Origin of the sequence: Streptomyces triticirhizae, from assembly GCF_003696235.1 — a bacterium.
Classification (GTDB): domain Bacteria; phylum Actinomycetota; class Actinomycetes; order Streptomycetales; family Streptomycetaceae; genus Streptomyces; species Streptomyces triticirhizae.
Window position 1 is genome coordinate 1 of record NZ_RFFJ01000186.1, and the last position, 12181, is coordinate 12181.

Below are 12181 nucleotides of genomic sequence, written 5' to 3' on the forward strand. Positions count from 1 at the left end.
GCCCCCGCGCAGCCGGCGCCGCCCGCGCCGCAGTTCGGGCAGCCACCCGGTCAACCGCCGCAGCCGCACGCGCCGTTCGGGCAGCCGCCGGCCGCGCACCAGCCGCCGCAGTTCGGCCAGGTTCCGCCGCAGCCCGGACCGTCCGCGACCCAGCCGGTTCCCCAGGGGACCGGCAGCCTGGCCGGCGTCCTCGGCGAGTACCAGGCCGCCGCCGGCGGGCAGCGCTGGAGCCTCCAGAACCCGCAGCTGGTCCGCGCCGACCTGGGCCTGGACGGCCAGCCGGTGATGGCCAGACAGGGCGCGATGGTGCTCTACGAGGGCGAGGTCGAGTTCGGCTTCAAGGGCGGCGGCTTCAAGCGCCGGATGGTCGCCAACGCCACCGGCGAGGGCTTCCCCTCGCTGATGCGCTGCACCGGCAGCGGCCGGGTCTACCTCGCCGAGGACGCCACCCGGCTCTTCCCCGTCGAACTCCAGGGCGACGCGATATGCGTCTCCTCCCAGCGGGTCCTCGCGTTCGACGAGTCCCTCGACTACGACGTGCGCCGGATCGACGGCCACGGGCTGCCCGGCGGCAGCCTGTTCGCGCTCCAGTTCTCCGGCCACGGCACGCTGGTGCTCACCACCCACGGCGAGCCGCTGGTCATGCCCGTCACCGCCATGACCTTCGCCGACGCCAACGCGCTGGTCGCCTGGTCGGCCGGTGCCCAGGTGCTGGTCGCCAACCAGGTGCGGCTGCGGCGGCAGGCGTTCCCCGGCGACACGGGGGAGAGCACCCAGCTCCAGTTCCGTGGCGCCCCGGGGAACTTCGTGATCGTCCAGCCCTACGAGATCTGACAGGAGCCGGTGATGGACCAGCGGATGACCACGAGCCACGTCCCGGCCGCGCCGACGGCGCGCATGGAGAACCACGGCCCCACCATGGCCAGGGTCGCGATGCGCACCGGGCAGGACCTCCTGGCGAGGGCCGGATCGATGGTGGCCTACGAGGGCTACGTGCAGTACGAGTCGAACCCCTCCGCCCTCGGCCGCGCGGTCGCCGGGCGGCTGACCGGGGAGAACGTCCCCCTGATGCGCTGCCACGGCGACGGCCAGCTCTTCCTCGCCGACTACGGCGCCAACGTGGTGTGCCTCCCGTTGAACGGGGAGAACATCTCGGTCAACGCCACCAACGTCCTGGCCTTCGACGCCCATCTGGAGTGGGGCGTGCAACGGGTCAAGGGCATCGCCAAGTTCGCCGGCCAGGGCCTGTTCAACCTGGGCATCTCCGGCACCGGCTGGGTCGCCATCACCAGCCGGGGCATCCCCGTGGTGGTGGACTGCGGCGCCAGCGGCGGCGAGACCTATGTGGACCCGGACGCGCTCGTCGCCTGGTCCACCGGCCTCGAGGTGCGGGGCAAGCGCAGCTTCAAGGCCACCTCGCTGATCGGCAGGGGCAGCGGCGAGGCCTACCAACTCGGCTTCTCCGGACAGGGCTTCGTGATCGTGCAGCCCAGCGAGGACAGCACCGAGCGCCTCACCGGCGCACAGAACTGACGGGGGAGCGGCGAGATGCTGAGTCCGATCTTCAACAACGCGGCCACCCAGACGCAGGAGCACTTCACCCTCCAGGGCGCCCACATGCTCCGCGTCAACCTCACCCAGGGGGAGGAGGTCGTCGCCAGGTCCGGCAGCATGGTGGCGTTCGAGGGGATGGTGGAGTTCGACGGCGAGTACCAGTCGCACCGCCAGCGGCACAGCCAGATGGTGACCGGCGAGGTGCTGCCCCTGATGCGCTGCTTCGGGCAGGGCGTGGTCTATCTGGCCAACCTGGCCCAGCACGTCCACATCCTCGACGTCGACCACGAGGGCCTCACCGTGGACAGCGGCTATGTGTTGGCCATGGACCCCCATCTGCACTGGGACGTCGTCTCGGTGGAGAGCCAGCACGGCATCCCCGGCGTCGGCGCCTACAGCACCCTGATCACCGGGCAGGGCAAGGTCGCCATCACCACATCGGGCAGCCCGCTGGTGCTGCGGGTCACCCCGCAGCAGGTGTGCAGCGTGGACGCCGACGCCGTGGTGGCGTGGTCCTCCTCGCTGCGGGTGCAGATGCAGGCGCAGACCAGCAGCAAGTCCATATGGCGCCGCCGGGGCACCACCGGCGAGGGCTGGGAGCTGAACTTCATGGGCGACGGACATGTGGTGGTCCAGCCGAGCGAGCTGCTGCCGCCCCAACAGACCTCGTTCGGGCAGCGGTTGCAGTTCCGGCAGGGCCAGGGGCCCGGCCTGGGTCAGGGCGGGGCCTGGGGTCCGCGCTGACGCGCGCCGTCCCCGGCGGCCCGGGGCGCGCCGCGCTCAGAGCAGCTCGCGCGCCCCGGCCACCAGCCGCCGCACCGACGCGTCGGGCAGCGCCTCCGCCTCGGCGAAGTCGAACCACCGCAGGTCGACGGACTCCTCGCTGATCACCGGGGTGGCCCCGGCCGGGGCCAACGCGGCGTACTGCACGTCGAGATGAGGGGCGCAGGGGGTGTCGTGCCGGTCGAGCCGGACCGGCGCCGGCAGCAGCCGCAGCCCCTCGATGCCCGACTCCTCGGTGGCCTCGCGCAGCGCGGCCACGGCCAGCGTGGCGTCGTCCGGCTCGCAGTGCCCGCCGGTCTGGAGCCAGCGGCGGAGCTTGCGGTGCAGGGTCAGCAGCACCCGGCCCCGAGCCGCGTCCACCACCAGGGCACTCGCGGTCAGATGCCCGGCCGCGCAGCTCTGCCACATGCCGTCGGGGTGCGCCGCCAGATGCGCGGCGTACTCCCGACGGAGCGCGTCCTGCCCGGCGTCCGGCGCCGCCCAGTCCGTCAACACCCGGGCGGCGTCCTCGCGCAGGGCGCTCACTCGGCCCGGCCGCCCTCGCCGTCGCGGCCCCGCTCGTCCCGGCCGTCGTCCTCGCTGTTCTCGCTGTTCCCGCTGTCCTCGCGCTCCCGGTCGTCCTTCGCCAGGCGCGGGGCGTCGGAGCCTTCCGTCGAGCCGTCAGCGGCCTCGCCCAACAGCCGGTCCAACTCGGAGAAGTCCAGCTGCTCGCGGTGGACGAAGCCGTCCGGGTCGTCCAGGTCCTGGGCCGTGGGCAGCATGTCCGGATGGGTCCACAGGGCGTCCCGCCCCTGAGTCCCCCTGGCGTCCGTCAGCGAGGCCCACAGCCGGGCCGCGTCCCGCAGCCGCCGGGGCCGCAGCTCAAGACCGATCAGCGTCGCGAAGGTCTGCTCGGCCGGCCCGCCCGAGGCGCGCCGCCGCCGCAGCGTCTCCCGCAGCGCCGAGGCCGACGGCAGATGCGGCTCCGCCGCCGCGTGCACCACCGCGTCCACCCAGCCCTCGACCAGGGCGAGCGCCGTCTCCAACCGCGCCAGCGCGGCCTTCTGCTCCGGGGTGTCCTCCGGCTCGAACAGGCCCTGCTGGAGCTTCTCCTGAAGCTCCTCGGGCCGGCTCGGGTCGATCTGCCCGACGAGCCCCTCCAACTTGTCCGTGTCCACCTGGATGCCCCGGGCATAGCCGTCCACCGCGCCGAACAGGTGCGAGCGCAGCCACGGCACATGCGCGAACAGCCGCTGGTGCGCGGCCTCCCGCAGCGCCAGATAGAGCCGGACCTCGTCCTGGGGCACCCCGAGCCCCTCGCCCAGGGCCGTCACGTTCTGCGGGAGCAGCGCCGCCCTGCCCGCCGGGCCCAGCGGCAGCCCCACGTCCGTAGAGCCGACGACCTCGCTCGCCAACACGCCGACCGCCTGACCGATCTGGGTGCCGAACATCGCGCCGCCCATGGAGCGCATCACGCCCATCAGCGGCCCCGCCATGGCCCGCATCTCCTCGGGCAGCACGTCGCTCATCGCCGCCCCGACCCGCTCGGCCACCGGGTCGACCAGCTCACGCCAGACCGGGAGCGTCGCCTCCACCCACTCGGCCCGGCTCCAGGCCACCGTGGAGGAGGCGCCGGACGGGAGCGAGGTGACGCCGTCCAGCCACAGGTCGGCCAGCCGCACGGCCTCCCGCACCTGCTCGGCCTCCTGCGTGCTCACCGAGCGGTCCTTGGAACCGTCCGGCGCGCCCTGCGCGACCGTCTGCCGCGCCACGTTCTGCGCCAGCTCCCAGTTGACCGGGCCGCTGTCGTTGGACAGCAGCTGGCCGAGCTGCTGGAAGGCCGCGCCCAGGTCCTGCGCGTTCATCCCGCCGGCGCCGAACAACGCCGCCAGAGGATTGTCGGCCGGCCCCTGGCCACCGCCCCTGTTCTTGCCGGATTCGCCGTCCTCCGGCTCCTGCGGGAGGCCGAATCCGAATGGAAAGTCACTCACGGGAATCCTCGGGTCTTGTCATCGGACGTCGTCGAAACGGAAGCGGACGCGCCGGGTATTCGCTGGTCTGTGCCCCAAGCCTAGACACCTCTCAGGCAGGATGGGCGTGCGCACGTCGTACTGGAACAACCGCTGGAGAGGTCCTGTGAGTTCCCCGGAACCAGCCGTTCGCGCACCGCGAAACGGACCAACCGCCCCCCTGACCGTCGCGGTGACCGGTGCGGCCGGAGGGCTGGGCGCCCGCCTCACCGAGCGGCTGCTGGACTCGCCTGACATCCGGCGGGTGCTCGCGCTGGACGAGCGGCTCGGCGAGGCCGGGGGCGCCGAGTGGCACGCCCTGGACGTGCGCGACCCCGCCATCGCCGACCTGCTGCGCACCTCGGGCGCGACCAGGGACGCCGAGGACGCCGGCCAGACCGAGCCGGCGCCCGGGCCCGTCGACGTCCTGGTGCACCTGGCGCTCGACCTGGACGTCGAGAGCGACCCGGCCGCGCGCACCGCGTTCAACGTGCGCGGCACCCAGACCGTGCTCACCGCCGCCGCTGCCGCCGGCGTGCGCCGGGTGGTGCTCTGCACCTCGGCCATGGTCTACGGCGCTCTGCCGGACAACGACGTGCCGCTCGCCGAGGACGCCGAGCTGCGCGCCACCGAGGACGCGACCTGCGTGGGCGACCTGTTGGAGATCGAACGGCTCGCCCAGCGCGCGCCCCGCGCACACCCGGGGCTCAACGTCACGGTGTTGCGCCCCGCCGTGCTCGTCGGCGGCACCGACACCGCCCTCACCCGCTACTTCGAGTCGCCCCGGCTGCTGGTGGTGGCCGGCTCCCGTCCCCGCTGGCAGTTCTGCCATGTCGACGACCTGGTCAGCGCGTTGGAGTACGCGGTGCTCGAAAAGGTCGACGGGGAGCTGGCGGTGGGCTGCGACGGCTGGCTGGAGCAGGAGGAGGTGGAGGAGCTGTCCGGCATCCGCCGCATGGAGCTGCCACCCTCCGTCGCGCTCGGCGCCGCCACCCGGCTGCACCGGCTGGGCCTGACCCCCTCGCCCGCCGGCGACCTCGCCTACACCATGCACCCCTGGGTGGTCAGCGGCAGCCGCCTGTACGAGGCGGGTTGGCGGCCGACGTGGAGCAACGAGGAGGTGCTCGCCGAGCTGCTGGCCGAGGTGGCGGGATGGCACACCGTCGTCGGGCGGCGGCTGGGCCGCAAGGACGCGGCGACGACGCTGGGCGCCGCCGGCGCCACCGTGGCCCTGGTGGGCACCGCCGCCCTGGTGCGCCGCGCCCGCAGGGCCCGCCGCAGATGAGCGCGGGGCCATGGGGGATCATGGGGCCATGACGAGCGACGACCCCATCCGGCTGCTGGCGCTGCGCGAGACGCCGCTGTCGGTCGACGAGGTCCACCGCGCGGTGGCGGACGACGCCGCCGGCGGCACGGTGCTCTTCGTGGGCAGCGTGCGCGACCACGACGGGCATGTCGAGGGCGCCGCCGTCACCTCGTTGGAGTACTCGGCCCATCCGACCGCCGAGGCCGAGCTGCGCCGGGTCGCCGCCGACGTCCTCGCGGAGTTCCCCGGCTGCGCGTTGGCCGCCGTGCACCGGCTGGGCCGGCTCGCGGTGGGCGACCTCGCGGTGGTGGTGGCCGTGTCGGCGGCCCATCGCGGGGAGGCGTTCGAAGCCTCGCGGCGGCTGATCGACGACCTCAAGCGGCGGGTGCCGATCTGGAAGCACCAGCGGTTCGCCGACGGCAGCGAGGAATGGGTGGGGGCCGGCGTCGGTTGTTCGGCGCCGACGGCTCCGGTTGCGTAACTCGCGGACCCGGCCGAGCGTTGGAGTGACGACGTCGTGGTCGGCGCAGGTGGGAGGTAGGAGATGGCTGTTCTCGTCTGGTTGTTGATCCCGGTCGCCGGCGGCGTGGTGGCCGGCATATGGAGCGCCTGGGCCACCCGCCGTGGCAACGGGGCGCGGAACGTGCGCGACAGCGTGGGGGTGCGGGGGTACGAGGCCTTCCGGGCCGCGATGGAACGGGCCCCGGCCGACGGATGACAGTGCCGTCACGTACTGTCAAGCCATGCCACGCCGCACCGCGACTCTGCTGACATCGGTTCTGTTGCTGATCGGGATGCTCTGCGCCGGGGTGCTGATCCGGGTCCCCTACTCGGAGATGTCCCCGGGCCCCACGGTGAACACCCTCGGCGAGCACGAGGGCGAGCCGGTGCTCACCGTAGAGGGCGAGGAGACCTTCGAGTCCGCCGGCCACCTCAACATGACGACGGTCCGGGTCACCGGCATCAACTACCGGATGAACCTGCTGGAGGCGATGCACGGCTGGCTCGCCGACGACCGCGCCGTGGTGCCGCACGACACGCTCTACCCGGACGACGTCTCGGCGGACCAGGTGGAGGAGCGGAACGCGGAGGAGTTCACCCAGTCCCAGGAGAGCGCCAAGGTGGTGGCGCTGCGCGAGCTGGGCTACGACGTCCCCGAACAGACCGTGGTGGCCGCCGTGGTGGAGGACAGCCCGGCGCAGGACCGGCTGCACGCGGGGGACGCGATCATCGCCGTGGACGGCACCCCGGTCACCGAGCCGGGGCAGGTGGCCGAGCTGGTCACCCGGCACCAGCCGGGCGAGGACGTGGTGTTCAGCGTGGTGCCGGCCGAGCAGGCCGAGGAGGCCATGAACGGCGGGGGCCAACTCCCCGACGAGACCGAGGAGATCACGGTCACCACCGCCGAGGCGCCCGACGACCAGCGGGCCATCGTCGGCATCCAGGCCGGCCTGGCGTACTCGCTGCCGTTCGAGGTCGACATCAAGCTGGCCGACGTGGGCGGCCCGAGCGCGGGGCTGATGTTCGCGCTGGGCCTGATGGACCGGCTCACCGAGGAGGACCTGACCGGGGGCGAGTTCGTCGCCGGCACCGGGACCATCGACAACGAGGGCGACGTCGGGCCGATCGGCGGGGTCTCGATGAAGATCATCGCCGCCCGGGAGGCCGGCGCCGAGTACTTCCTGACGCCGAGCGACAACTGCGCGACCGCCGCCGAGCACGTGCCGGACGGGCTGACCCTGGTCGAGGTCGACACCCTGGACGACGCCCTGGAGGCGCTGCGGCTCATACGCGGGGGCGACACCGACGCGTTGCCGGAGTGCCAGGCCGCCGGATAGCGGTCAGGCGCCCGGCCGTCAGGTCGGCGTCGCCCCTTCCCGGGCACGGTGAGCGGAACGTCGCCCGGCACGGCGAGCGGGGCGTCTCGCCGGCGCATCGAGCGGAACGTCTCCCCGGCGCATCGAGCGGATCGGGCGCGGCCCGGGCCGGCGTTCAGTCGGCGAAGGTGGCCGCGAGCGCCTCGGCGAGCCCTGGCACCAGGTCGGGGCCCGTGAGCACGTCGGTCTCGCTGTCCTTCTCGCGCAGCCGCACCGCCGACTCCCGTCGCCCGTCGCGCAGCACGGCCACCGTCAGCCGGACCTCCTGGCGCTCGGGGTGCTCGGCGACCCAGCGGTTCAGCTGGCCCTCGTCCAGCCCCTCGGGGACCGCGCGTTCGGCCGAGGGCGGGAGCATCAGCCGCTCCACGGTCATGGCGCAGCCGGCGACCGCGTCGGGCCAGGCGATGGTCGCGAGGAACTCGTCGAGCGGTACGTCGGGCGGCAGTTCGTCCTGCTCCACCGGGGTCAGCCCCTCGTCCGCCGACTCGCCCAGGTCGAGTCGCTCGGCGAGGCCGGGCTCCTCGGCGCGCAGCCGCACGGTGTCCACCAGCGCGAACAGCTGTGCCGGGCGGTCCCAGCCCAACCCGGCGGCATAGGAGTCGATCTCCAGGACGGTCCTGGTGAGCGGGTCGGCCGCCAGCGGGGGAGTGGCGGGTACGTCGGGGCGATTGTTGTCCATGGGCATATCGTGCCGTCTCACCCCCCGAAAACGGGAACCGAGTAAAGGTTGAGTAAGTTAGTTCAGTGGGCCGTTCTGTGGACTGGCCCGGCTTCAGATCCCGCGAATCTTTGAGGTGCGCACCTTGGCTTTCCAGATGCCGGACCGGGGCTCGGGCTCGGGCCGCCCCAACGGTCCGAACGGACCCAGAGGACCGAGAGGCCCGGGAGGGCCACGGTTCAGCGTCGGGCGCCCGTCCCGAGGCGCAAGGACCCTGCTGATCACCGCGGCGATCCTGGCCGCGTTGGCCATCCTCTTCGCCATGTTCGCGGGGTTCTGGACGGACTGGCTGTGGTACCGCTCGGTGGACTACACCAGCGTCTACCGCACCCAGATGCTGACCAGGGCCACGATGTTCACCGTCTTCGGCCTGTTGATGGCGGTCGCGGTCGGCTTCAACATCTGGCTGGCGCACCGGCTTCGGCCGCCGCTGAGCGCGATGTCCATGGAGCAGCAGAACCTGGACCGCTACCGGATGAGCATCGCCCCCTTCAAGAAGTGGGTGGTGCTGGCGGTCTCGGTGGTGATCGGGCTGATCGCCGGAGGCTCGGCCTCCAGCCAGTGGCGCACCTGGCTTCAGTGGATCAACGGTGAGTCGTTCGGCGTCACCGACCCGCAGTTCAACCGGGACGTGGCGTTCTTCGCGTTCGACTACCCGTTCTACCGCTTCCTGCTGGGCTTCGGCTTCGCCGTCGTGGTGCTGTCCACGCTGGCCGCCGCGCTCACCCACTACCTCTACGGCGGCATCCGGCTGACCACCCCGGGCAGCCGGATCACCTCGTCGGCCACCGGCCATCTCTCGGTCCTGGTCGGTTTGTTCGTGGCGTTCAAGGCGGTGGCCTACTGGTTCGACCGCTACGGGCTGGCGCTCAAGAGCGGCGACTTCCGGGACAACGAGGGCTGGACGGGCCTGCGGTACGTCGACGCCAACGCCTATCTGCCCGCCAAGACGATCCTCGCGATCATCGCGGCGATCTGCGCGGTGCTGTTCTTCGCCACCCTGTGGCGCCGGGGCTGGCAGCTGCCGGTCATCGGCCTGGGCCTGATGGTGCTCTCGGCGGTGCTGATCGGCGGCGTCTACCCGGCGCTGGTGCAGCAGTTCCAGGTCAAGCCGAACGAGCAGGCCAAGGAGACTCCGTACATCCAGAAACACATGGAGTCGACCACCCAGGCCTACGACATCGCGGACGCACAGGTCGAGGACTACTCGGGCACCAGCGAGGCGGACGCGGAGGAGCTGCGGAACGCGGTCTCCGACACCGCCAGCATCCGGCTGCTCGACCCGAGCGTGGTCTCGCCCGCGTTCCAGCAGATCCAGCAGGTCCGTGGCTACTACCAGTTCTCCCCGACCCTGGACGTCGACCGCTACTCGATCGACGAGTCGGAGCGGGACACCGTGATCGGCCTCCGGGAGATGAACGTCAACAACGCTCCCGAACGGAACTGGATCAACGACCACTTCCGGTACACCCACGGCTTCGGCATGGTGGCCGCGAGCGGCACGGACATCCAGTCCAACGGTCAGCCGGACTTCCTGGAGCGCGACCTGCCGCCCGAGGGCGACCTGGGCGACTACGAGCCGCGCGTCTACTTCGGCGAGTACACCACCCAGTACTCGATCGTGGGCGGCCCGCAGCAGGAGATCGACTACGCGGGCGAGGACGGCGAGGTCGAGTACAGCTACTCCGGCGACGCCGGGGTCAACCTGGACAACTACTTCAACCGCGCCGCCTACGCGCTGACCCTGGGCGAGCCGCAGATCCTCTACTCGGGCGCGATCGGCGAGGGTTCTCGCATCCTCTACAACCGCACGCCCAAGGAGCGGGTCGAGGCGGTGGCGCCCTGGCTGACCATCGACGGCGACCCCTACCCGGCGGTGGTGGACGGCCGCATCCAGTGGATCGTCGACGCCTACACGACGACCAACGGCTATCCGTACTCCTCGCGCACCACGCTCGGGGACGTCACCGAGACCTCGTTGACGGAGAACCAGGGCGAGGTCATCGCCCAGGAGAACAACGTCAACTACATCAGGAACTCGGTCAAGGCGACCGTCGACGCCTACTCGGGCGAGGTCGTGCTCTACGAGTGGGACACCGAGGACCCGGTCCTGAAGACCTGGCGGAACGCGTTCCCCGGCACCGTGCTGGACCGCGAGGAGATCAGCGACGAGCTGCTGGACCACCTGCGGTACCCGCAGGACCTGTTCAAGGTCCAGCGCGACCTGCTCCAGCGGTACCACGTGGACAACGCCGGCCAGTTCTACAGCGGTTCGGAGCGGTGGGCGGTGCCCGACGACCCGACGCACCAGGGGCAGTCGGTGCCGCCGTACTACCTGAGTATGCGGATGCCGGACCAGGACGAGCAGGTCTTCTCGCTGACGACCACGTTCACCCCGCTCAACCGCGACACCCTGGCCGCCTACATGGCGGTGGAGGCGGACGCCAGAAGCGACGACTACGGCACGATGAGAATCCTGACCCTGCCGTCCAACACGACGGTCTGGGGTCCACAACAGGTGCAGAGCCGGTTCAACTCCGATCCCGAGATCGCCGAGAGCATCAACCTGCTCGCCAGAGGCGACTCCGAGGTCGAGTACGGCAACCTGCTCACCGTGCCCCTGGAGGGCGGCCTGCTCTACGTCGAGCCGGTCTATGTGCGCGGCGCCGGCACCAACTACCCGCTGCTGCGGCGGGTGCTGGTGACCTACGGCGAGCGCACGGCCTTCGAGGACACCCTTGAGGAGGCCCTGGACGTCGTCTTCGGTGTCACCGAATCCGGTGAGGACCCCGAGGAGACACCACCCCCCGAAGAGGGTGAGGAGGAGCAGCCGCCGGGCGGCGAGGCCACGCTCCAGGAGGCCATCGCGGAGGCCCAGCAGGCCTGGGAGGACAGCGAGGAGGCGCTCCAGAACGGCGACTGGGAGGCGTTCGGCGAGGCCCAGGCGCGCCTGGAGGAGGCCCTCGCGCAGATGGAGGACCAGGACCCGGCGCGCAACGAGGACGAGGAGACCCCGCCCGACGAGGAGGGGTCACCGGACGCCAACTCCTAGTCCGGACAGGGACGTTGAACGCGTCCTCGGGAGAACGACCCGTGGGGCCCGGCGCCGTGGTGCGGCGCCGGGCCTCCGGCGTTTTCCGGCCAACCGGGGGCGGGGCGTGCGCCCCCGGGGCGCGGGGGCGCGGGGCGACGCGGGGGCCGACGCGGCGTCAACCCTGGGCGTGTGTTCGGCGGTTGCGCGGCCGTCGCCGTGGCCGGCGATGTCGGTGGCAGGGGCCATACTGCGTGACGATTCTCGGTAACTCCCCACCGTCGCCGGTGTTTGGGTGTATCCATATCGGGAAGTCGACAAACCGCTGAAGTGACTTCACTGGCTGCGGTATACCAGGTGTACGCAGGTTTCGGGTGGTGCGACTATGGACCTTATGGGGGACAAGGCGAGGTTCGAGAGCAGTCGAGCCGCCGCTCGGGAGGGCGCGCGGCTGCTGCGCCTCGGGGACCTGGACGGGGCCGAGGGGCCGCTGCGGGAGGCGGCGGCGGACGGCGAGCGGTCGGCCGCCAACAACCTGGGGGTTCTGCTGCACCAGTCCGGTCGTTCCCAGGAGGCGGCGGAGTGGTGGCGGATCGCGGCGGTGGCCGGTTCCGCACCCGCCGCGCACGCGCTGGGGCGTTACTGCCGGGAGCGCGGCGACGAGGTGACGGCCGAGTTCTGGCTGCGCCAGGCCGCCGAGTCCGGCCACGCCTCCGGCGCCTACGCGCTGGCCGACCTGCTGGACCACCGGGGGAACGCGGAGGCGGCGCGCTGGTTCCTGGCCGCCGCCGAGCGCGGCCACCGCGAGGGCGCCTACCGGCACGCCTGCCTGCTGGCGGGCCGTGACGAGTCGGCGGCCGAGCCGTGGTTCCGGCAGGCGGCGGCGCGCGGCCACCGGCGGGCGGCGCTGCGGCTCGGCGCGCT

11 protein-coding genes and 1 pseudogene are annotated in these 12181 nt (G+C 72.1%); 9 read left to right on the forward strand and 3 right to left on the reverse strand.

The features are described 5' to 3' along the window. The 3 genes from EBN88_RS24305 to EBN88_RS24315 form a co-directional block, all read left to right on the forward strand. Positions 1–834, forward strand: an 834-nt coding sequence (locus EBN88_RS24305) for an AIM24 family protein (RefSeq protein ID WP_147472827.1), incomplete at its 5' end; no start/stop codon positions are given. 12 nt (positions 835–846) lie between these two features. Next, a complete protein-coding gene (locus EBN88_RS24310) occupies positions 847–1533 on the forward strand; it encodes an AIM24 family protein (RefSeq protein ID WP_122399207.1) in 687 nt (228 codons plus the stop codon). 15 nt (positions 1534–1548) lie between these two features. Next, a complete protein-coding gene (locus tag EBN88_RS24315) occupies positions 1549–2298 on the forward strand; it encodes an AIM24 family protein (protein ID WP_122399208.1) in 750 nt (249 codons plus the stop codon). Between the two features lie 36 nt (positions 2299–2334). Here EBN88_RS24315 and EBN88_RS24320 read toward each other — a convergent pair whose 3' ends face one another. Then, a complete protein-coding gene (locus tag EBN88_RS24320; RefSeq protein WP_122399209.1) occupies positions 2335–2862 on the reverse strand; it encodes an NUDIX hydrolase in 528 nt (175 codons plus the stop codon). After that, on the reverse strand, positions 2859–4307 hold the full coding sequence (locus EBN88_RS24325) for a zinc-dependent metalloprotease (protein WP_122399210.1): 1449 nt from the start codon (positions 4305–4307) through the stop codon (positions 2859–2861). The genes EBN88_RS24320 and EBN88_RS24325 overlap by 4 nt, the downstream gene beginning before the upstream one ends. A 145-nt stretch (positions 4308–4452) precedes the next feature. On the opposite strand from EBN88_RS24325, the gene EBN88_RS24330 reads away from it, so the two are divergent. The 4 genes from EBN88_RS24330 (at position 4453) to EBN88_RS24340 (ending at position 7469) form a co-directional block, all read left to right on the forward strand. After that, the gene (locus EBN88_RS24330; protein ID WP_122399211.1) at positions 4453–5610 is read left to right on the forward strand and encodes an SDR family oxidoreductase; all 1158 of its coding nucleotides are present in this window, start codon (positions 4453–4455) and stop codon (positions 5608–5610) included. Between the two features lie 28 nt (positions 5611–5638). Continuing rightward, entirely contained in the window at positions 5639–6112 is a 474-nt protein-coding gene (locus EBN88_RS24335; RefSeq protein WP_233580903.1) for a molybdenum cofactor biosynthesis protein MoaE, read from the forward strand. Positions 6113–6175: 63 nt separating this feature from the next. After that, complete coding sequence (locus EBN88_RS31325) at positions 6176–6349, forward strand: hypothetical protein (RefSeq protein ID WP_193317758.1); 174 nt, start codon at positions 6176–6178, stop codon at positions 6347–6349. Positions 6350–6374: 25 nt separating this feature from the next. Then, positions 6375–7469 carry a YlbL family protein gene (locus tag EBN88_RS24340; protein WP_122399213.1) on the forward strand — a complete coding sequence of 365 codons (1095 nt, stop codon included), beginning with the start codon at positions 6375–6377 and terminating at the stop codon, positions 7467–7469. A 154-nt stretch (positions 7470–7623) separates the two neighbouring features. On the opposite strand, the gene EBN88_RS24345 is transcribed toward EBN88_RS24340, so the two are convergent. Then, entirely contained in the window at positions 7624–8187 is a 564-nt protein-coding gene (locus tag EBN88_RS24345; RefSeq protein WP_122399214.1) for a PPA1309 family protein, read from the reverse strand. 136 nt (positions 8188–8323) lie between these two features. Here EBN88_RS24345 and EBN88_RS24350 point away from each other — a divergent pair, with 136 nt between their 5' ends. Together EBN88_RS24350 and EBN88_RS24355 are read left to right on the forward strand one after the other, a co-directional pair. Continuing rightward, a complete protein-coding gene (locus EBN88_RS24350; RefSeq protein WP_199742467.1) occupies positions 8324–11278 on the forward strand; it encodes a UPF0182 family membrane protein in 2955 nt (984 codons plus the stop codon). A gap of 373 nt (positions 11279–11651) precedes the next feature. Continuing rightward, positions 11652–12181: pseudogene (locus tag EBN88_RS24355) on the forward strand (sel1 repeat family protein); the annotation flags it as partial.

Excerpts from the sequence above, each read along its gene's own strand:
- EBN88_RS24310 (WP_122399207.1), top strand. The coding sequence starts at position 847 with ATGGACCAGCGGATGACCACGAGCCACGTCCCGGCCGCGCCGACGGCG.
- EBN88_RS24315 (WP_122399208.1), top strand. The coding sequence starts at position 1,549 with ATGCTGAGTCCGATCTTCAACAACGCGGCCACCCAGACGCAGGAGCAC.
- EBN88_RS24335 (WP_233580903.1), top strand. The coding sequence starts at position 5,639 with ATGACGAGCGACGACCCCATCCGGCTGCTGGCGCTGCGCGAGACGCCG.
- EBN88_RS31325 (WP_193317758.1), top strand. The coding sequence starts at position 6,176 with ATGGCTGTTCTCGTCTGGTTGTTGATCCCGGTCGCCGGCGGCGTGGTG.
- EBN88_RS24340 (WP_122399213.1), top strand. The coding sequence starts at position 6,375 with ATGCCACGCCGCACCGCGACTCTGCTGACATCGGTTCTGTTGCTGATC.
- EBN88_RS24345 (WP_122399214.1), bottom strand. The coding sequence starts at position 8,187 with ATGGACAACAATCGCCCCGACGTACCCGCCACTCCCCCGCTGGCGGCC.
- EBN88_RS24350 (WP_199742467.1), top strand. The coding sequence starts at position 8,324 with ATGCCGGACCGGGGCTCGGGCTCGGGCCGCCCCAACGGTCCGAACGGA.